This is a genomic window from Pseudomonas sp. BB438 (assembly GCF_057180225.1).
Genome location: NZ_CM170001.1, coordinates 6,221,928 through 6,241,622 on the forward strand (window position 1 = coordinate 6,221,928; position 19,695 = coordinate 6,241,622).

Consider the following 19,695-nt stretch of genomic DNA (forward strand, 5'->3'; position numbering starts at 1 on the left):
CGACATCGCAACGGCGAGGAGGGGCGCCCGGGCGAGTCACATCCGTCGTTCCTTCCTGCCCGCGATGTCTCCATCCGCCCGCCTGGGCGCCATCGCGTCTGTCGTGTCTTTGCTGTTGCGCTTTCGAGCGGCTGATGAATGCCGCATCCGCTGATTACGTGGTTCATTCAGGGAGATCGCCAATGCCACGCCTGTACGCCTTGATTCTGATGCTGTTGTGCCCGCTGTCCGCCTGGGCCGACCAGGTCATCCGCGTCTACAACTGGAACGACTACATAGCTCCCGAAGTGCTCAAGGACTTCGAGAAGGACACCGGCATCCGGGTCGAGTACACGACCTACAGCACTGCCGAAGAGGTCAAGAAAGCCCTGGAGAGCGGTGAGAAATTCGACGTCGCCGTGCCTTCGCACAACGACCTGCCGGCCCTGATCCGTGACAAGCGCATCCAGGCACTGGACTTCTCCAAACTGCCCAACCGCAGCCACCTCGACACCCAGCTGCTGAGCAAGCTGGCCGCCGTCGACCCCAACAACCAGCACGCCGTGCCCTACCTGTGGGGCGCCGTCGGCCTGGCGATCAACGAACCCGAAGCGGAGAAGGCCTACGGCGGCAAGCTGCCCGACAGCTGGAGCATCCTGTTCGACCCGCAGCAGAGCCAGCGCCTGAAGGCCTGCGGCATGAGCCTGCTGGACGCGCCGGACGAAGCCTTCTCGGTGCTGATGAATTACCAGGGCCGCAACTTCGCCCGCAGCGCGCCGTCGCAGATTCGCCGCGCCGGCGAAGTACTCGCCGAGCTGCGCCCGAACCTGCGCTACATCGACAGCGAGCGCTACATCCAGGACCTCAATGCCGGCAAGCTGTGCGTCGCCATGGCCTGGGTCGGCGATGCGCTGGGCGCGGCCAACGCCGGCCAGCCGGTGCGTTTCGTGGTGCCGCAGGAAGGCTCGGTGCTGTTCATCGACAACCTGGTGGTCCCCACTGCCGCCGAACACCCGGACCTGGCGCTCAAGTTCATCGACTACCTCATGCAACCCAAGGTCGCCGCGCAGATCACCGCCGCCACCCTCTACCCCAACGGCAACAAGGACTCCGCGCCGTTCCTCGATGCCACCCTGCGCGACCAGCCGGGCCTGTACCCGGACCAGGAGACCAAGCGCCGCCTGTTCGCCCTGGAAACCGCGCCGGAGAAGACCGCCCCCGTGATCACCGAGGTCTGGGACAAACTGCGCGACGGCGGCAGCTGACTTGCCGAGCACCCCGGAGCTGGCGTCCAATAGCCGCCCAGCTCCGGAGGTCGTCATGCCTGTTCCCTCGCCCACCCGCAAGCCCCGCGCCAGCAGCCAGGCACGCATCGCCGTGATCCTCGAGGCGGCCCGCGCCCTGCTGGCCGAGAGTGGCGCGGCGGGCCTGTCGATCTACGCGGTGGCCGAGCGTGCGGGCATCCCGCCCTCTTCCGTCTATCACTTCTTCCCCAGCGTGCCAGCCCTGCTGCAGGGCCTGACCAGCGATGTCCACGCCGCCTTCCGCGCCTGCCTGGAACAGCCCGTCGACCATGCCACCTTGCGCGACTGGCGCGACCTCGCACGGAAGGTCGAGCAACGCACGCTCGCCGTGTACGCCGAGGACGCCGCGGCGCGCCAGCTGATCCTTGCCAGCCACGGCCTCGCCGAAGTCACCCAGGCCGACAGCCAGCATGACGTGCAGCTCGGTCAGGCCATGCGCGCGCTGTTCGATCGCCACTTCGAGTTGCCGCCGCTGCCGCAGGACATCGAAGTCTTCAGCCTGGCCATCGAGCTGGGCGACCGCGTCTACGCGCTCTCCGTGCAGCGCCACGGGCGGATTACCGAGCGTCTGGCCGAGGAAGGCATGCGGGTCATCGATGCCTACCTGTCGCTGTACCTGCCGCCCTGCCTGCCGAAACGCCTTTCGCCCCTGGAATAATCGATTTTTATCCGATAAACATCGGGATTATCGGGCGGAATTTTTCAAAATCCCCCTTCATAAATCGATTTTTATCGGATATAAATCCACGCATTCCCGGTACCGGCCTATACTGGCCGCTCACGGCAAGCGAGGGCGTCGCCCTCTCGAATGACTCAACCCAGGATCGCCCCATGACTACGTTGACCAGCACTCCACGCGCCGATGGCTTCCGCATGCCGGCGGAATGGGAACCTCACACCCAGACCTGGATGGTCTGGCCCGAGCGTCCGGACAACTGGCGCCTGGGCGGCAAGCCCGCGCAGGCGGCATTCAGCGCCGTGGCGCGCGCCATTGCCCGCTTCGAGCCGGTGACCATCGGCGTGTCCGCCGGTCAGTACGAGAATGCCCGCGCCCAGTTGGCCGACGCCGCCAACATCCGGGTGGTGGAAATCAGCAACGACGATGCCTGGGTGCGCGATACCGGCCCGACCTTCGTCACCAACGACCAGGGCGACGTGCGCGGCGTGGACTGGACCTTCAACGCCTGGGGTGGCCTGGAAGGCGGCCTGTACTTCCCCTGGCACCGCGACGACCAGGTGGCGAGCAAGATCCTCGGTATCGAGCGCAGCGACGGCTACCGCACCGAAGGCTTCGTGCTGGAAGGCGGCTCCATCCACGTGGACGGCGAAGGCACCGTGATCACCACCGAGGAGTGCTTGCTCAACCACAACCGCAACCCGCACATGAGCCGCGAAGAGATCGAAGCCGTGCTGCGCGAACACCTGGCCATCGACACCGTGATCTGGCTGCCGGATGGGCTGTTCAACGACGAGACCGACGGCCACGTCGACAACTTCTGCTGCTATGTGCGCCCGGGCGAAGTGCTGCTGGCCTGGACCGATGACCAGAACGACCCGAACTACGAGCGCTGCCAGGCCGCCCTGCGCGTGCTGGAAACCGCCCGTGACGCCAAGGGCCGCCAACTGACCGTGCACAAGATCGTTATCCCCGGCCCGATCCATGCGACCGACGCCGAGTGCGAGGGCATCGACCTGGTGATCGGCACCCAGCCGCGCGATCCGTCGATCCGCCTGGCCGGCTCCTACGTGAACTTCCTGATCGTCAACGGCGGCATCATCGCCCCGCGCTTCGACGACCCGGCGGACGCCGAGGCAGAGGCCACCCTCAAGCGCATCTTCCCCGAGCATGAAGTGGTGATGGTGCCGGGCCGCGAGATCCTCCTGGGCGGCGGCAATATCCACTGCATTACCCAGCAGCAGCCGGCGCCGCAGAAGCGCTGATACGCTGACTCGCTGAAAGAAAAAGGCCGTCGCTCCCACCGGAGCGACGGCCTTTTTCATTGGCAGAAGAGTGCCTCCGCAGGGGATCCTGCTCGCGAACGGCTTCGCAGCGGGGATCGTTTGCGAGCAAGCTCGCTCCTACCCACAGCAACGTCCGAAGGTGTGGGGCCGTCATGAAAAAGCCGCCGTCTCTTGCGAGAGCGGCGGCTTTTCTTGAGCCCGCGAGGATTACAGCAGCGGAATGGTGTAGCTGACGATCAGGCGGTTCTCGTCCTGGTCGCGCTGGGCCGCGGTGCCCGAGCCGCTGACCGGCAGGCCGCTGCGCAGGGCGGCGTTCTTCCAGGTGAAGCCCAGGCCCTTGAGGGTGCCGTCCGGAATGACATAAGCCAGGGAGATATCACGCTCCCACTCGCTCTTGTCGCCGTACTTGGTGTCGATGTTGTCGCCGTGCAGGTACAGGGTCTGGAAGGTCAGGCCCGGAAGGCCGGCCTTGGCGAAGTCGTAGCCGTAGCGGACCTGCCAGGTACGTTCGCCGGCACGCTGGAACTTGCCGATCTGCACGTCGGTGATCAGGTAGGCGGTCGAACCCTCGCCATCGCCCCGGTTGAGGAACGGGAAGTCACTGTCGCCGTTGAGCACCTGGTAGCCGGCGCCGAAGCTATGGCCGCTGACGGAATAGGTGAAGAGACCGCTGAACGCGCGGTTGTCCACTTCACCCTTGGTCACACCATTGCCGTAGTAGCCGCTGCTGACATAGCCATCGGCACGGCCGGTGGAGCTGCCGTTCTTGCCGTCGGAGCTGCTGTCGAAGGCGCGCAGGTCGGTCTTCAGGACGCCCGGGCCGATGGCCCAGTTGTGCTGCAGGCCCAGGAAGTGCTGCTGGTAGAAGTCGGTGAGCTGACCGTAGTAGTACTGCAGGGTCAGGTCCTTGTTCAGCTTGTAGTCGCCACCGGCGTAGTAGAACTTGTTGCTGTCGCGCGAACTGGCGGAGCTGCCGTTGGCACCGGCAATGCTCAGGCTGCGGTTGTCGGTGGAGTTACGGCCCTTGGAGTGCTCCAGCTGACCGGCAGTCAGGGTGAAGTCTTTCAGGTCGGTGGAGGTGACCTGGCCGCCTTCGAAGGTGACCGGCAGCAGACGACCGTCGTTGTAGGTCACGACCGGCAGCTTGGGCTGCAGGGTGCCGTAACGGAATTCGGTGTTGGACACCTTGGCCTTGGCGGTCAGGCCCAGGCTGCTGAAATCATCCACCGCGTCGCCGTGGCTATCCGACGGGAAGACGGTGCCGCCGCGCTGCGAGGAGGACTCATAGTGAGTGCCGCCGCCGCTATCGAGCTTCACACCCAGCAGGCCCAGGGCATCGACGCCAAAGCCCACGGTGCCTTCGGTGAAGCCGGAGGTGTAGTTGAGCAGGAAACCCTGGCCCCACTCTTCCTGCTTGCTCGGATTGGCAGTGCCGTTGCGGTTGTCGGTGTTGATGTAGAAATTGCGCAGGGTCAGGTTGGCCTTGCTGTCTTCGATGAACCCACCGGCGACGGCAGATTGCGCGAGGCCCGCGGCAGCGATGGCGAGCGCGAGGCTCGATTGCGTGAGAGTGCGGCTTTTCATTGGAATTTCCCCATTTTATTGATCTTGGAAACACGCCATTCGCAACAACGACTGGCTCCCCCGGGAGTCCGACCGAATGGCAGGCAGCGGCCACGGCGTGGCAGGCACGGCGGGCATGCAGGATTCGTGGGTTGTTTCGACGCCCCGCTACACGGGAACGAAGCGCAGGCAGACAGACAGGGAGACGGCAGAAGATGGGAAGGGCATGGATCGATTCTCGTGTCTTGTTGTTGTGGCGATGCACTGGGCATTCGCCACCTGACAAGGCAATCCCCAGGCCAACCGGCCTGCCTTGTCCGACACTCCCGTTTTTCCGGCCTTCGACTCGATCTTCGAGCCTTTCCCCAGGGCCGGATCAGCGGAAAACCGCCATCTCATCACTCCCGACTGGCGGTTAACCGCCACCCTCTTCCGCTCCGCCCGTAACAACTCGCGGCAACGCAGGGCAACGATAAAAGAACCTTCATAAATCCAAAAAGAATTAATTATTAATATGTAATTTCTTTATGGAATATATGATACGCCGCTGCCGAGCGCCCGGCACTTCGCCTCTGGTGGTACGCCGCACGGCAATTCCGGTGTAGGTGTCGCCCGTTTCACCGGCTCCGGGCAAAAAAAACCCGCCGGCGCTGCAACGCGGGCGGGTTCGGGGTCTGGTGCTAGGGGAAGACCCCAAAAGGAATGCGGCGGTCAGCCCGCCCAAGGAGTGGCGCGTCCCTGCACCCGAGGGCGCAATGTTGGCGCCCCTCGGGTGATGGGTCGATTCCGGTGCTCCGCCAACAGCTGTGGGAATATTCCCCAAGCCGATGGCGGTGACGGATAGTCCGGGGCACACCGGGCCGATATCCGGTACCGCTGTGCGATCAGCGACCGCCGACGGCAGCGCTGGTGCTGACGATGTTGGCCGATGGCAGCAACTGGCTGATGAAACGGTTCCAGCGAGTGATGTTGGCCGGGCCGATGAACACCACATCCTGAGGCTGCATGGCGAATTCCTTGGCCAGCGCATAGGCAGTCGGCCGCTTGGCCTCCAGATGGAACACCTGTGCCTGGAAGGTACTCGGCGCGCTGCCGGCAACCGCGTCGGGCGTGCCGCGGATCACGTAGACCGAGTCGCCGTCGGAGGTCTCCGGAGCCAGGCCGCCGGCATTGCCGAGCACTTCCAGCAGCGACAGGCCGGTAGTGCGGTAGGTGACTACCTGCGGACGTTCCACTTCACCGACCACATAGACTTTCTTGCGGTCGTTGTACGGCAGGTGGATCTGGTCGCCGTTCTTCAGGTAGATGCCGGTCAGGGTCGAACCGGCGCGGTTCAGTGCATCGACGTCGAGTACGTACTCGCGGCCATCACGCTTGAGCGTCAGACCGGACAGGTCCGCCTCGCCGGTGATCACGCCGGCCTTGCTAACCGCCTGCACCAGCGTGGTCGGTGTGTTGTTCAGCTCGACCTGCCCGCCGTTCTGGAAGGCTCCGGAGAGCACCACGTGCTGGCTGGCGTAGCGCAGCACGGTGACATCCACCTGCGGTTCGACGATGCCCTTTTTCGCCAGCCGGCTGGCGAGACTGGTACGCAGCTGCGCCGGGGTCTGCCCCTCGGCGCGCACGACGCCGGCGTAGGGGAAGAAGATGTTGCCGTCGGCGCCTACCACGCGACCGTTGGCCTCCATCTGCTGGGTGGAGCCGGGGCTGGTCAGTTCCGGGTGATCCCAGACGGTCACCAGCAGCACATCGCCGCCGCCGATGACGTAGTCCTCCTGGGGCGGGCGGTAGTTGAGCAACTCAGCCGGCACACCGGGTTTGGCGGCGAACGCGGCCTCCTGGCGTTGCAGCACCTGGGGCGTGATGGGCACGAGGGTGATGTTCATCCCCTCTTTCTGTGCTTCGCGTTGGATATCGGAATCCGTCAGATGCTGACCGGGGGAGAACACGCAGCCTTGTAGCGCCAGACTGCCGACCACAAAGCTGAAAGCGAGCAGGTTTTTCATGGCAATCCTTCCTTGAAGCGAGTGTGGAAACTCAATAGGCATTGCGGTGTACGAAACCCTTGAACAGGGTCAGCAAGACAATCTTCAGGTCCCACCAGACGGACCAGTTCTCGATGTAGTCCAGATCGAACTCGATGCGTTTCTGCATCTTTTCCAGGGTGTCGGTTTCGCCGCGCCAACCGTTCACCTGGGCCCAGCCGGTGATGCCCGGCTTGACCTTGTGACGCAGCATGTAGCGGCTGACCTGACGCCGGTATTGCTCGTTGTGCGCCACGGCGTGGGGGCGAGGACCGACCACTGACATGTCGCCGAGCAAGACATTGAAGAACTGTGGCAATTCATCCAGCGAGGTGCGCCGCAGGAAGGCACCCAGCGGAGTGATGCGGCAATCGTCGCGCGAGGCCTGGGTGACGGCGGCGCCGTCTTCCATGACCGTCATGCTGCGGAACTTCCAGACGCGGATGGGCCGGCCATCCATGCCGTAGCGGGTCTGCCGGAACAGCACCGGGCCGCGCGAGGTGAGCTTCACGGCGACCGCGATGAACAGCATCGGGACGGCGATCAGCAACAGGATCAGCGAGGCCAGCACCACGTCCTCGATACGCTTGAGCACGACGTTGGGGCCGTCCATGGGCGTGTCGAAGATGCTGATGGTGGCCAGCCCGTTGATGCTCTCGCTACGGGCATGCAGCAGATCGAACATGAACAGGTCGGGAATCAGGTAGACCGATACCGTGGTGTCGGACAGCTCGCGGATCAGTTCGTTGAGCAGCGGCTCGCGGGACAGCGGCAGGGTCAGGTAGACCTTGTCGACCTGCCCCGAGCGGGCAGCCTCGATCAGCGCCAGACGGTCGCCCTTCACCGGTACCCGTTCGCCCAGCTCCATCTGCTGCGGGCGGTCGTCGTAGAAGCCGACCAGGCGCAGGCCCATCCAGGGAGCGGCCAGGATGGTCTCGGCCAGGCGCGCGCCGACTTCGCCGGTGCCGTAGATCGCCACGTTGCGGCTGTTGAAGCCGTGGCGGCGGGCGACGCGCAGCAGCATGCGGATCGCCAGGCGGTAGCCGCACATGATCAGCAGGGCCACGCCGAACCAGGCCAGGCGCCGGGGCTCTTCCAGCTCCACGTGGCGCAGGGAGATGTCCATCAGCAGCACGGCGAAGAACGCCAGCGACCAGTACAGGGTGACGCTCAGCGATTCGCGCAACAGCGACTCGCCGCGCCAGGAGCCATAGAGCTGGTTCAGCTCGCCAAGCCAGTGGAACAGCATCACGCACAGCAGCACCGAGACCCAGAGCTGTGCGTCCAGCACACCGTTTCCAGAGCTGAGCAGTACGGCTCCGGTGAGTACGATCACTAGGATGTCGCTCAGGCGATGCGCCAGCGATATCAGCGACTGGTGCGCGCGTAGAATTCCTTTCGTCTTGTTGGGCATGATGACCTCACGATTACCGACGTCGCTCCTGACGCCGCTGCATCGTTATCGCAATCCGTTGGGTGGACGCAGGTCCGGCGACCCCACAGCGCAGTGCCTGCAAGCTCGCCGGGTGCGGATTCACTGTCGCTTGTCCAGCAGCAGTTGCTGCAGGTAGCGGCCGTAGCCGGTCTTGCTCAGGCGCTCGGCCTGCAGGGCCAGCAGCGTTTCGCTGAGCCAGCCCTGCTGGAAGGCGATTTCCTCCAGGCAGGCAACCTTCAGGCCCTGACGCTCTTCGATGGTCTGCACGAAATGCCCGGCCTCCATCAGCGACTCGTGGGTGCCGGTATCCAGCCAGGCGAATCCGCGGCCGAGCAGGCTCACGTGCAGCTCGCCGAGCTCCAGATAGAGGTTGTTGATGTCGGTGATTTCCAACTCGCCGCGGGCGGAAGGGCGAATCCGGCGGGCCATCTCCACCACGCGGTTGTCGTAGAAATAGAGACCGGTGACGGCATAGTTCGAACGCGGCACCCGCGGTTTTTCCTCGATGGACAGCACGTGCCCTTCACCGTCGAACTCGACCACGCCGAAGCGCGCCGGGTCGGCCACCTGGTAGCCGAACACGGTAGCGCCGGAGGGCCGCGCAGCGGCCTCGCGCAGGGTTTCGGTAAAGCCCTGGCCGTAGAAGATGTTGTCGCCCAGCACCAGACAGACCGAGTCATCGCCAATGAACTCGGCGCCGATCAGGAAGGCCTGTGCCAGACCATCCGGAGACGGCTGCACGGCGTACTGCAGGCGCACCCCGAACTGTTCGCCGTCGCCGAGCAGGGCGCGGAAGTTCGGCAGGTCGCCGGGCGTGCAGATCAGCAGGATCTCGTCGATGCCGGCGAGCATCAGCACCGACAGCGGGTAGTACACCATCGGCTTGTCGTAGATCGGCAGCAGCTGCTTGGACACGCCGAGGGTGATGGGATGCAGGCGGGTACCGGAGCCGCCGGCGAGGATGATGCCTTTCATGATCTGCCTCCTTGCTTGGCGATCTGTTTGGCGTCGAAGCGCGCCGGGTAGTCCGAGCGCTCCATCAGAAAGGTGTCGATCAGGCTGGAAAGCCGCAGCGCGGAAATGTCCCAGGAGTAGCGCAGGACGTTCTCCTGACCCTGCCGGCGCAGTTGCTGGCGAAGCGTGTGATCGAGCAGCACGCGACGCAGTGCTGCGGCGATACCGGGCGGATCGAGGGGATCGAAATACAGCACCGAGTTGCCCAGCACTTCCGGAATCGAGGCGCTTCTGGCTGCCACCACCGGGCAGCCACAGGCCTGTGCTTCCAGTGGCGGGATGCCAAAGCCTTCGTACAGCGAGGGAAAGGCGAAGACGGCCGCGTTGCGGTATTGCTCGATCAGTTGGTCGTCGTCCAGCCGTCCCAGCCAGCGCACCCGGTCGCCCTGCCCGCTCTGCTGCAACGGCGCGTCGACGAAGCTGCGGTGGGCAGCGCCGACGATGCGCAGCTCCACGTCCAGGTCCCCCAGCAGACGGAAGGCCTCGATCAGCCGGGCGAAGTTCTTGTGTGCAGCCGGCGACGACACCGCGAGCACATAGGGACGCTCGGGCGCGGCGGGCTCCAGGCCGGTGCAGAATTCGGCGGACACGGCATTGGCGATGACGTGGATGCCCTTGGGGTCGATGCCGTAGTGCGAGGCGATCTCCTGGCGGGAGAACTCGCTGACCGTGACCTGCGCCAGCGAGCGCCGCAGCATCAGCGGGATCATCAGGCGGTACAGCGCGCGGAACTTCCAGGAGAAGCTTTCCGGATGGCGCACGTAGGTGATGTCGTGGTGCGCCACCACCTGCCGCGAATACGAAAGCGGCGCCGTGCTGCACAGCGAGACCAGCAACGGTCGCCCGTGACGGGCCAGCCACAGCGGCAGGTCGACCTGTTCCCAGCGATGGCCGCCGCTGCGACCGATCTGCTCGACATTGAGCTGCTGGGCGATCTCCGGCCGGAGGATGTCCCCGGGCGGCGCCACGAAGTGCAGGTCGCTGCGCAGACGTGCCAGCGACAGCGAGATCTGCTCGGCGAAGCGCTGCACACCGCTCAGTTGCTGGGTGAGGAAACGCGCGTTGATCACGATCATGATGGGTCCTCCGCGAGAAGGTCAGCGCAATGACAACTGCGGCGCCGACGCGCTGCGCACCAGGGTGGGCGACTCGTCGAGGCGGATGCTGGCCTGGCAATCACCGCCGCCTTCGGGGCACTGCCAGGGCACCGGCCGGCCCTCGCGGCGGGCGATACCGTCGACGGCGTCGAGGCGCCAGAGGGTGTCGCTGCTGCCGGGCTTGCTGGTGATGTTCAGGGTCTGCTCGCGGCCCAGCGTCCAGGCCACCAGGATTTCCTCGCTGGCCTTGGCGAAGCGCAGCAGATAGACGTTCGGGTCCTGGTTCGGTACGCGGCCGACGAAGCGGTAGCGGCCAATGATGTCGGCGATGCTGGCCATGGCGTGGTAGGCCGGCTTGGGCTCGCCGCTGGCGGTGAGCAGGCCGAAGTTGTGCTCCATGTCCGTGCGGTCGATACCGTCGTCCACCAGGTCGTACCACCAGGCGCCCTTCACGTTCGGCAGGCTGCGTACGAGCACGTAGGCGCGGGCCAGGTAGGCGGCCTGGCGCTCACGGCTGATACCGCAATCACCGTCGTGGGCCGGCCAGCTGAACTCGGTGAAGTACAGCGGCACCGGCTTGCCGGCGGCGTTCTCCAGCTTCTGGTTCACGCCCTGGAACCAGTTCAGCCAGGCCTCTGGGGTGGACATCTCGCGCTCGCAGTACACCGACGGGTGCAGAGAGATGCCGTCGGCCACATCCAGCACGCCGCCCGCGGCGATGCGCTCGGCGAAGCCCTGGCGAATGCCCTTGAGGGTGACGGCGCCGGCGAGCACCTTGGCCTGCGGGTCTTCCTCGCGGATCACCTTGGCGGCCGCGCGCACCAGGGTCAGGTAGTCGTCGCTGAAGTCCTTGTCGGTAGCGTTTTCCGAGTCCCACTCGTTCCACACTTCATAGAAGTCGACCTGCCCCCTGAAGCTGCGGACCAGGTAGCGCACGTAGCGCAGATAGCCAGCACGGGACGTGTCGTCGCGCGGCTTGGCGTTGCCGTAGAACTGGTTTTCGTTGCCCAGGATCAGCAACGTGCTGATGCCCAGGCTGCGGGTGCTGCGCAATTGCGCGCGCCACGCGGCATCGATGGACAGCACGCCGCGCTCGCGCTCGACGCTGGACCAGTAGGCGTCATCGCGGAACGACAGGATGCCGGCCTCGCGGGCCAGGCGGTTGATGCCGTCCCGGTTGCCCGAACGGATGTTCTGGTGGGTACTGGCGCCGACGATGAATTCCGGCGCACCGAGATTTTCCACCGGCGCTTCCTTGGCGAGGCTGCTCGGCGACTGCAGCAGGCCGCCGATCAGCACTGCACAGGCCAGCAGGCTGAGCATGCCGCCCTGCAGGCGCAGGGTGCGGGGTGCCGGGTGCGGCGCTGTTTCGCCCGGCAGGCGCAGGGCGCGCCCGATGGCCAGGCCGAGGAACAGGCTGGGTATCGGTGATTCGAGCACGTCACTGGTCCAGGCGATGAGCAGGATGCAGTAGGCAATCCCGAGCAGCGCACGGGCCTCGCGGCCGGGCTGGCGCTGCAGGCGCATCAGCATCGGCACCGCCAGCAGGTAGAGGGCGACACCGGCGACGCCGAACAGGCACCAGAGGTAGAGCAGCGAGTTGTCCGCCACCGCCAGTTGCTCGACGCCGAAGATCGGGAAGGCCGCGTAGGCGCTACCGGTCATGCCCAGCCCGGCGCCGGTGTAGATCCAGCCGTTGTAGTCCATCACCTTGATCAGGTTCGGCCAGGTGTTGACCAGGCGATCCACCATCGAGCCCATCAGGTTGTCGTCGGTGGCCGTGGCCAGGTACGGATCGATGTGGCCGTACAGGCCGTACAACGGCAGCGCCAGCGCGCCGAGCACCACCAGCAGAGCGGCCAGCAGGAACAGCAGGCGCTGGCGGCTGATGCTCATCACCATCAGGGCGAAGAAGAAGGCACCGGCGGAGGATTTGTTGGTGGTCAGCACGATGCCCACCAGCGCCACCAGGTAGATCAGCCCGCGCACCGGCAGCACCAGGCGGAACGACCCCAGGTACAGGCTGAATACCGCCAGCATCATCGCCAGGCTGGAAGACATCCGCGAGAAGCCGGCAATGCGGTCCAGCCCGTAGGCGCTCCAGGAGCGGTTGCCGCTGATCTCCACGCCGCCCATGGAGTAGGTGTACCCCTTCCACGGCACATTGATGGTGAGGTCCAGCGCGATGCCGGCCAGGGAGGCGAGCAGGCAGAAGAAGATGATCCAGCCCACCGCCTTGCGGTGCATCTCCAGGTACTGGCCGCAGAGCAGGCCGAACAGCAGCGGCGCGTAGATGAAGACCGAGAAGAAGCCGCTCTGGAATTCGGCGCCATGCAGCCGGCCGAGCAGCAGCGAGGCTGCCGCGAGGATCAGCAGCAGCCACAGGCCGCGCTGCTGCGGGCGGGTGAACAGCTCCCAGCCCACCGCGACGATGCAGGCCACCTTGGGCAGGTAGACGATGGCCGACAGGCCGGCCTGATCGGTGTAGAAGCGCAGCGCACCGTTGAAGGTCTCCACCAGCAGCAACGCCACCAGCACTCCGAGCGCCAGCAACGAGCGGTCGAAGGTCACGCGGCGGTCGAGCTCAAAGCGTGGATACGGGGATTGCAGTTCCATGCTGGACTCCGCGGGTAAGCAGGGTGTGGCGCAGGATGGCTTCGTATTCGTCGAGCATCCGTTCCACGCTGAGCATCGGGGCGACGACGTCGCGGGCGCGCGAGGCCAGGCACTGGCGCAGCGCCGGGTCGCGCACCAGGCGCTGGATGGCATCGCCCAGCGAGGCGGGCTGGTCGGGTACGCAGAGCAGGCCGTTGATTCCGTCCTGGACGATCTCCGTCAGCCCGCCCATGCGCGAGGCGATCACCGGCAGGTGGTGGGCGCAGGCTTCCAGCGCCACCAGGCCGAAGGATTCAGGCGACAGGCTGGGGACCACGGCGACGTCGATTTCACCGAAGAACTCGGCCGCCTTGCGGTAGCCGACGAAGTGCACGCGCTGCGGGTCGGCGGAGGACTTCAGCTGGTTCACGTAGGCCGCGTCGCCGCGTCCGGCGATCAGCAGCGAGGCATCCTCGCCGCGTGCCTGGAATTGCTCGATCAGCCACTCCACGCCCTTGTTCGGGGTCAGCGCGCCGATGAAACCGAAGCGCAGTGGACGGTGCCCGCTTGCCGGCAGCGACAGGGGCACCTCGTCCATCGGCGAGCCGTTGTAGACCACGTGGTTCTGGCTGCCGATGAAGTACCCGGCATCGAGCAGTGCGTTGAGCTGGTAGCGGCTGACACCGACGACCGCATCGACCTCGCTCGACGCCGCGGCGTGGGAACGACGCAGCAGCGCACAAGGCGCGCATTGCTGCTCGCAGTGGCGCCCCTTGTGGAAGCGCACGCCACGCGGGCAGGTCAGGTACTGGTCGTGGAGAACCTGCACGACAGGCAGGCCGGCGGTGCGGATGGCATCCCAGGCCGAAATCGACCAGCCCGAAAGGTTGTGGCAGACCACGACGTCCGGCTCGACGTCTTCCAGCACCTTGGCCAGCACCGCGCGCATGCTGCGGTTGTAGCGATCCAGGCCATGCCAGGCGAGGCGTTTCAACGGACCGTGGTTCTTCTCGTCGAACGGCCAGTAGAGATTGCGCAGACCGGCACGCAGCACCGGCACGCCATTCAGCGTCTCGCGCTGCAGGCCCGACTCCGGCCCGGTGCAGAGCACCTGCACCTCATGGCCCCGGGCGCGAAGACCCTCGGCCATGTGCTGCAGCATGACTTCCGCCCCGCCACCGACGTGCGGGGCGTAGAGGGTGTTGAGCAGCAGCAGTCTCATAGCGGGTAGGCCCGGTTCATGCCCAGGGCGCCGGCCTCGCCGTCACGGATCGCCTGCAGCAGCAGCGCCAGGCGGCTGGAACGGCCATGGCGGCGGGCGAAGAAGTGCAGCAGGCGGATGAACACCCAGCGGTTGAAGCGGTACATCAGCGGCGAGGTGACCCACAGGTTCTTGTCGAACCAGGCCTGGTTACGCGCGGCGTAATAGGCACGCAGGTCGGAGTTGCCGAGCAGGTAGGTCTCGTAGATGTTGGAGGTGCGCTCCTTGATGTTCCAGGAACTCTCCAGATCGTCCAGGCCCGCCTCGGGGACCAGGTAGAGGTGACCGCCAAGGGCGCCGATGCGGAAGGTGTATTCGGTGTCGTCGGCATAGAGCACCAGGTCGCGACGTGGCAGACCGATGCGGCGGAACAGGTCGGCATGGCCGAGCAGCCCGCCGTAATAGGCGAACGGCAGCTCCAGCAGCGGCTGCGCCGGGCGCGGCCGGGGTTTGCCCCAGGGCGTGCGGCGCCAGAGCTTGTAGGGCAGCTGGTGCACGTGGAAACCGAAATAGCTGGAGCGTGGCGGCGCAATGAAGCGGGTCGGCACGCCGGAGGCGACATCGGCCTGGTGGCTTGGCCGGAAACCCAGCACGGCGGTGTTATCGGTGCCGTGGCGCAGGGCGCAATCGATCAGACGCTGCTTGAGCAGCGGGAAGGAGCCCGGCGTCGGCGCGTTGTCGTCATCCATCAGCCAGATGAAGTCGCAGCCGGTGTTCAGCGCAGCCTCGATGCCCACGGCGTAGCCATTGGCCGAGCCGGTGTTGCTGTCCAGCTCGATCAGCTGCACGCGGTTGGGCCAAAGCCTGAGCAACTGGTCCAATTCGGCCACCGAAGCATTGCTGACGACGATGGCGCGGGTGATGTCCTTCTCGCGGAAGGCACGGGCCAGGAGCTCTTGCAGATACTGCAGGCGGTCGCCATAGGTCAGCGTCACCAGCACGGTCGATCCATTCATCTCGCCACTCCTCCTTTATCGGTCGCGCCTCAGGCGCGCCAGCCGTCGTTGCCGCCCACCGCCGAGAGCTGGCTGAGCGGGACCCGGACGCGTTGCTCGCGTTGCAGCAGGTTGAGCAGGATCAGCGCGCGCTCGGTACCGTCGTCGCAGAGGAAGATGGCTTCCACCTCGCATTCGCCGGCGCATTTCACGCGCACCACCTGGCCCTCGTGAAAGCCGCTGGTGGACCGCTCGGGCATGGCTGCCAGGCGCTGGCGGATGCCCTCCACCAGGTCGTCGGCCACCGCCAGCGGCTGGGCGCCGAAGCTGACGATGCGGGCCACGCCGCGGGTGGAGCGGATCGGAAACCAGTTGTCGTGCTGCTGATCGAGGCGGATGAACAGGTAGCCGGGGAACAGCGGCTGCGAGCGGCTGCCCTGCATCACCACCGGTCGGTAGCAGGAGAAGCCCTGGCGCCCCAGGTTTTCTTCGGCGCGCGGCTCCTGGTGCGGTTTGGTCTGGATCAGGTACCAGCGGTACTGCGCAGCACCCAGGTCCACGCTGACGACGGAGTTCATGATTCGTACTCCCCAAGAAGGTCGGACGAGGGAGCGGAACGCTCCAGGGTGTAGCGGCCCAGCAACCGCTGCATCTCGTCCGGCGGGTTGAACATCAGCACGTCGATGATCGACAGGCTGGGGACGAAGTCAGGACTGAACTGCGGGTAGCTCAGCGGGTCCATGCGCAGGAACTGCAGCTCCAGGCCGTGGGCCTCGAACACATCGGGTGAGTACAGGTGCCGCCCGCCCTCCGGGTTGAGGTAGATATCGCCACCGTGCTGCTTCACCGCCTCGATCAGGCGCTGGTCGCGACCGACGTTCTCGGCCAGCTCCAGGTCGGAGATCCGCGCCATGGGCGTATCGATCCCCAGGTAGTGGCAGATGCGCCGGATCGAGTGCTCGGCGAAGTGCGACAGGTTGCGCTCGGGGTGCTCGAGGATTTCCTCCAGCAGCGGCATTACCTGCTCGTAGCATGGCGCCCTGTGGTAGGCATGGCGGATGGTGTTCAGCAGCCGCCGGTTGTTCAGGTACATCTCCTCGCTCAGCCGGCGCTCGTTGATCGCCTGGGTCTGCGCGCCCTGTTCCAGCGGGAAGCTGAACTGCCAGATCTTCCCGCCGACCAGCAGGCGATTGCGGTTGATCCAGCCGCGCCGGGTGTATTGCAGGCTGTCGCCAAGAATGAACAGGCTGCTCGCGGCGATCAGCTGGAAGTACCCCAGGTAGGGGAACAGGTACGGCTGCATGAGGCTGACGATGTGGACCATGGCTGCATCCCTTCCCTAAGTTCCCATTCAGTCCTTGGCGTCGTAGCGGTAGGCGTAGGCGCCATAGTCGTATGCCGCCGTCGACGCCTTGCGCTTCACCCCGTTGAGGATCGCGCCCTGCAGGTGGATGCCGCTCTGCCCCAGGCGCCGCCGCGCGGTGTCGATCTCGCTCGCCGGACTCTGGCCGAAGCGGGTCACCAGCAGGCAGATACCGCATAGCCGGCCGACCAGAGCGGCATCGGTCACCGCCAGCACGGGCGGGGTGTCGACGATCACCAGGTCGTACATCGCCGACGCGTCGCGCAGCAGCTGGGCGAAGTTGTCATGCATCAGCAGCTCCGAAGGGTTGGGCGCTGCGAAGCCGCAGGAGATGAAGTCCAGTTCCGGCACCTCGGTGGGCAGGATCACTTCGCTCAGCGGACGGTGCGAACTCAGCGCATCGGACAGCCCATGGCGCGGCGTCAGGCCGAACACCCGGTGCAGGTAGCCCTTGCGCATGTCGGCGTCGATCAGCAGGGTCCGCAGCCCCGATTGCGCGACGATGGCCGCGAGGTTGCTGGAGACGAACGACTTGCCGGCGCCCGGTGCCGGACTGGTGAGCATCACCACGTTGTTGCGCGCTTCGAGCAGGGCGAAATGCAGGTTGGTGCGCAGGCTTCGGATCGCCTCGTTGGCCAGGTCGCCTGGCGCGGACGCCGCGAGCAGCTTGGGCGTGTGTCCGATAATGTCGCTCTTGCGCTCCTTCTCCAGGCGCTCCTGCTGCCGCGAATAGGGAATCGCGGCGAGCACCGAGAGGCCCAGTTGCTCGATCGCCTCGGGATTCTCGACGCCACGGTAGAAGGCCTGGCGAAGGAACAGGACACCGAGGGCGACGCAGAAGCCGAGCAGGGTGGCAAGCAGCACGATGACCTTGCGCATCGGCTTGGCCGGCTGCTCGACATTGGCCTGGGCGGTGTCGATCACCCGCACGTTGCCGATGGTGCCGGCACGGATGATGTCCTGCTCCTGGGCCTTGTTCAGCAGGCTGGTATAGGTCTGCCGGGTGACCTGCATGTCACGGGACAGGCGCAGCAGTTCCTGCTGGGTCGCCGGCAGGGTCTGGATGCGTTTCTGCAGTTGGGCCTTGCGGTCCTCCAGGCTGCCGACCTGCTTGAGCAGGGCCTGGTAGGTCGGGTGCGCCGGGGTATACAGGCGGTCGTACTCGTCACGCTTGAGGCGGAGCTCGGACAGCTGATTGTCGATACCCACCACCTGGTCCAGCACGCCACGGGTCTCGACGCTGATGTCGGCAGACTTGGCAGTGGTCTGGTAGGCGTTGTAGGCCGCCTCGGCCTTTTCCAGGTCCAGGCGCACCACCGGCAGCTGCGAGCGCAGGAACTGCAGGCGCTGCGATGCTTCGGCGGAACTGCGCTCGACGTTCTGCAGCACGTAGAGGTGGCTGATCCTGTCGAGGATGCGGTCGGCCTGCTGCGGGTTCGGATCTTCCAGGGTCATGTAGATGATCCCCGAGTCCTTGCCCGCCTCGACCACCTTGAGCAGCTTCTGGTAGTTCAGCGTGGTGGTGAGCAGACGGTTCTTCGCGACGATGAACTCGGTGCCCGGGCGCGCCACCAGCTCATCCACTTCGATGCTGAACCCCTTTTCCAGGGCCGGCTTCTTCAGCTCGCCGCGCAGGATCAGCTGGTCGTCGGCATTGAGCAGGTGATAGGCATCACCACCATCGGCCACCAGGGTCAGCGGCTCACCCAGGTATTCATCCGGCACGTCGAGGGAGAACATCTTGATCTGCTCGCCGCCCCAGCCGTAGGAGCCCAGCCCCAGCAGCGGCGCGGCCACGGTCTGCCCGGCCTCGGGCTTGTAGCGTCGCGCCAGGTAATCACCAATGAGCGGCAGGCGCTTGGGTTTCGCGACGATGTCCAGCTTCAGCAGCTCGACCGCCTTGCCGAGCACCGCGCGGGATTTCAGCAGCTCGATCTCGGTGGCCGCGATGGACACCGAGTCGGGGCGGTTGATCACCTCCGGCGTGCCGTTCAGGCCGTTCTTCTTCTGCTCGATCTGGATCATCGCGCCGGAGACGTAGATCGGCGTTGCGACCACCGCATAGAAGAGCCCGAGCGCCGCGAACAGCGCGGTGATCGAGAGGAGCATCTTCTTGTGGTCGAACAGCAGGCGCAACAGGCCGGCAACGTCGATGCGGGTGTCCTGGAGCGTCTCCAGGGACGAGCGGGGCATGACACTCATGGACTTCCATCCTCCATTGAGGTGGTGCAGCTCAGCGGGCCTGAATCGGGTTCAGCCGCTTGAGCAGGTTGGCACCGTGGTTGCCGATCAACAGCAGGAACGCCTGCACCTTGCGCATGGGCGAAATGGCCGCCATGGACAGCCGGCAGACCTGCATCAGGAAGTACTCGTTGAGTTCCTGATTGCCCAGGCGCTGGTAGTAGCGAGACAGGCAGTAGTACGTGTGCAGGGTCATCTGCTGCTGCACGCGATCGGCCTGCATGGAGAAGATCCCGCCCTTGTGCACGCGGTACGCGGCCGGGCGGATTTCCTCGATGAAGCGGCCCTTGCCGAAGGCCCCCAGCAGCGACCACCAGCACAGGTCGACCATGCGCGTGGTGCGCAGCTCCTCGGGCATCTCGGTGAGGACGTTGCGGAAACAGGTGGTGAGGGTCGAGATCGGCCGGGCCTTCTGCAGGTCCAGGCGGCTGGCGTCACGACGGTACTTGCCGTTGAGCTGGCGGGGCTTGATCACGCCATCCTCGTTGTAGGTGTAGGCGTCGTGGTAGGTGATCACGTAGTCCGGGTTCTTCTCCAGGAAGTCGACCTGGATCTGCAGCTTGCGTGGGTCGGTCCAGAAGTCATCGCCTTCGCAGTAGGCGATGTAGCGTCCCCGGCACTTTCGGAACACCGGAAGACCGTGGGAAACCCCCTTGGAATACTGGTTTTCCTTGTGGAAGATCGGTTTGATGATGTGCGGGTAGCGCGCCGCGTAATCGGCGATCAGCTCGCTGGTACCGTCGTTGGAGGCGTCATCGTTGACCAGTACTTCGAAGCGGAAATCGGTGATTTGCTCAAGGAAGCTGTCCAGCGTGCGGCCGATGTAGTTCACCTGGTTGTAGGCCAGGCAGACGATGCTCAGAAGCGGCTTGGGGTCTTCCGGCCAGTTGGAGAGGATCTGCAGCTCGGAGCGGATATCCAT

General features: G+C 65.4%; 15 protein-coding genes. 3 read left to right on the forward strand and 12 right to left on the reverse strand.

Annotated features, from left to right (window positions below; genetic code table 11):
* Nucleotides 1-182: 182 nt before the first annotated feature.
* From AC1ZV1_RS28595 to aguA, 3 genes are all read left to right on the forward strand, one after another.
* Complete coding sequence (locus AC1ZV1_RS28595) at nucleotides 183-1,244, forward strand: polyamine ABC transporter substrate-binding protein (RefSeq protein WP_484294706.1); 1,062 nt, start codon at nucleotides 183-185, stop codon at nucleotides 1,242-1,244.
* Between the two features lie 55 nt (nucleotides 1,245-1,299).
* The gene (locus AC1ZV1_RS28600; RefSeq protein WP_484294707.1) at nucleotides 1,300-1,941 is read left to right on the forward strand and encodes a TetR/AcrR family transcriptional regulator; all 642 of its coding nucleotides are present in this window, start codon (nucleotides 1,300-1,302) and stop codon (nucleotides 1,939-1,941) included.
* Between the two features lie 173 nt (nucleotides 1,942-2,114).
* Complete coding sequence (aguA, locus tag AC1ZV1_RS28605) at nucleotides 2,115-3,224, forward strand: agmatine deiminase (protein ID WP_484294708.1); 1,110 nt, start codon at nucleotides 2,115-2,117, stop codon at nucleotides 3,222-3,224.
* A 228-nt stretch (nucleotides 3,225-3,452) separates the two neighbouring features.
* On the opposite strand, the gene AC1ZV1_RS28610 is transcribed toward aguA, so the two are convergent.
* From AC1ZV1_RS28610 to AC1ZV1_RS28665, 12 genes are all read right to left on the reverse strand, one after another.
* Nucleotides 3,453-4,829, reverse strand: a complete 1,377-nt coding sequence (locus AC1ZV1_RS28610; RefSeq protein ID WP_484294709.1) for an OprD family porin — start codon at nucleotides 4,827-4,829, stop codon at nucleotides 3,453-3,455.
* 863 nt (nucleotides 4,830-5,692) lie between these two features.
* Nucleotides 5,693-6,814, reverse strand: a complete 1,122-nt coding sequence (locus AC1ZV1_RS28615; protein ID WP_484294710.1) for a polysaccharide biosynthesis/export family protein — start codon at nucleotides 6,812-6,814, stop codon at nucleotides 5,693-5,695.
* A gap of 31 nt (nucleotides 6,815-6,845) precedes the next feature.
* Nucleotides 6,846-8,246 (reverse strand): undecaprenyl-phosphate glucose phosphotransferase, encoded by a 1,401-nt coding sequence (locus AC1ZV1_RS28620; protein ID WP_484294711.1) that lies wholly within the window; start codon nucleotides 8,244-8,246, stop codon nucleotides 6,846-6,848.
* Between the two features lie 120 nt (nucleotides 8,247-8,366).
* The gene (gene rfbA / locus AC1ZV1_RS28625; RefSeq protein WP_484294712.1) at nucleotides 8,367-9,242 is read right to left on the reverse strand and encodes a glucose-1-phosphate thymidylyltransferase RfbA; all 876 of its coding nucleotides are present in this window, start codon (nucleotides 9,240-9,242) and stop codon (nucleotides 8,367-8,369) included.
* Entirely contained in the window at nucleotides 9,239-10,357 is a 1,119-nt protein-coding gene (locus tag AC1ZV1_RS28630) for a glycosyltransferase family 4 protein (RefSeq protein WP_484294713.1), read from the reverse strand. The genes rfbA and AC1ZV1_RS28630 overlap by 4 nt, the downstream gene beginning before the upstream one ends.
* 21 nt (nucleotides 10,358-10,378) lie before the next feature.
* Complete coding sequence (locus AC1ZV1_RS28635) at nucleotides 10,379-12,994, reverse strand: GH39 family glycosyl hydrolase (protein ID WP_484294714.1); 2,616 nt, start codon at nucleotides 12,992-12,994, stop codon at nucleotides 10,379-10,381.
* On the reverse strand, nucleotides 12,963-14,195 hold the full coding sequence (locus AC1ZV1_RS28640) for a glycosyltransferase family 4 protein (protein ID WP_484294715.1): 1,233 nt from the start codon (nucleotides 14,193-14,195) through the stop codon (nucleotides 12,963-12,965). The genes AC1ZV1_RS28635 and AC1ZV1_RS28640 overlap by 32 nt, the downstream gene beginning before the upstream one ends.
* Nucleotides 14,192-15,190, reverse strand: a complete 999-nt coding sequence (locus tag AC1ZV1_RS28645) for a glycosyltransferase (protein WP_484294716.1) — start codon at nucleotides 15,188-15,190, stop codon at nucleotides 14,192-14,194. The genes AC1ZV1_RS28640 and AC1ZV1_RS28645 overlap by 4 nt, the downstream gene beginning before the upstream one ends.
* Before the next feature lie 29 nt (nucleotides 15,191-15,219).
* Nucleotides 15,220-15,747 (reverse strand): transcription/translation regulatory transformer protein RfaH, encoded by a 528-nt coding sequence (rfaH, locus tag AC1ZV1_RS28650; protein WP_484294717.1) that lies wholly within the window; start codon nucleotides 15,745-15,747, stop codon nucleotides 15,220-15,222.
* The gene (locus AC1ZV1_RS28655; RefSeq protein ID WP_484294718.1) at nucleotides 15,744-16,493 is read right to left on the reverse strand and encodes a WbqC family protein; all 750 of its coding nucleotides are present in this window, start codon (nucleotides 16,491-16,493) and stop codon (nucleotides 15,744-15,746) included. Before AC1ZV1_RS28655 ends, rfaH begins: the two co-directional genes overlap by 4 nt.
* A 27-nt stretch (nucleotides 16,494-16,520) precedes the next feature.
* Entirely contained in the window at nucleotides 16,521-18,734 is a 2,214-nt protein-coding gene (locus AC1ZV1_RS28660) for a polysaccharide biosynthesis tyrosine autokinase (protein WP_484294719.1), read from the reverse strand.
* A 31-nt stretch (nucleotides 18,735-18,765) separates the two neighbouring features.
* Complete coding sequence (locus AC1ZV1_RS28665) at nucleotides 18,766-19,695, reverse strand: glycosyltransferase family 2 protein (protein ID WP_484294720.1); 930 nt, start codon at nucleotides 19,693-19,695, stop codon at nucleotides 18,766-18,768.

Coding starts and splice junctions, on each gene's coding strand:
- AC1ZV1_RS28640 (WP_484294715.1), bottom strand. CDS start 14,195: ATGAGACTGCTGCTGCTCAACACCCTCTACGCCCCGCACGTCGGTGGC.
- rfaH (WP_484294717.1), bottom strand. CDS start 15,747: ATGAACTCCGTCGTCAGCGTGGACCTGGGTGCTGCGCAGTACCGCTGG.
- AC1ZV1_RS28635 (WP_484294714.1), bottom strand. CDS start 12,994: ATGGAACTGCAATCCCCGTATCCACGCTTTGAGCTCGACCGCCGCGTG.
- rfbA (WP_484294712.1), bottom strand. CDS start 9,242: ATGAAAGGCATCATCCTCGCCGGCGGCTCCGGTACCCGCCTGCATCCC.
- aguA (WP_484294708.1), top strand. CDS start 2,115: ATGACTACGTTGACCAGCACTCCACGCGCCGATGGCTTCCGCATGCCG.
- AC1ZV1_RS28595 (WP_484294706.1), top strand. CDS start 183: ATGCCACGCCTGTACGCCTTGATTCTGATGCTGTTGTGCCCGCTGTCC.
- AC1ZV1_RS28615 (WP_484294710.1), bottom strand. CDS start 6,814: ATGAAAAACCTGCTCGCTTTCAGCTTTGTGGTCGGCAGTCTGGCGCTA.
- AC1ZV1_RS28660 (WP_484294719.1), bottom strand. CDS start 18,734: ATGAGTGTCATGCCCCGCTCGTCCCTGGAGACGCTCCAGGACACCCGC.
- AC1ZV1_RS28610 (WP_484294709.1), bottom strand. CDS start 4,829: ATGAAAAGCCGCACTCTCACGCAATCGAGCCTCGCGCTCGCCATCGCT.
- AC1ZV1_RS28645 (WP_484294716.1), bottom strand. CDS start 15,190: ATGAATGGATCGACCGTGCTGGTGACGCTGACCTATGGCGACCGCCTG.
- AC1ZV1_RS28600 (WP_484294707.1), top strand. CDS start 1,300: ATGCCTGTTCCCTCGCCCACCCGCAAGCCCCGCGCCAGCAGCCAGGCA.
- AC1ZV1_RS28630 (WP_484294713.1), bottom strand. CDS start 10,357: ATGATCGTGATCAACGCGCGTTTCCTCACCCAGCAACTGAGCGGTGTG.
- AC1ZV1_RS28665 (WP_484294720.1), bottom strand. CDS start 19,695: ATGGATATCCGCTCCGAGCTGCAGATCCTCTCCAACTGGCCGGAAGAC.
- AC1ZV1_RS28655 (WP_484294718.1), bottom strand. CDS start 16,493: ATGGTCCACATCGTCAGCCTCATGCAGCCGTACCTGTTCCCCTACCTG.
- AC1ZV1_RS28620 (WP_484294711.1), bottom strand. CDS start 8,246: ATGCCCAACAAGACGAAAGGAATTCTACGCGCGCACCAGTCGCTGATA.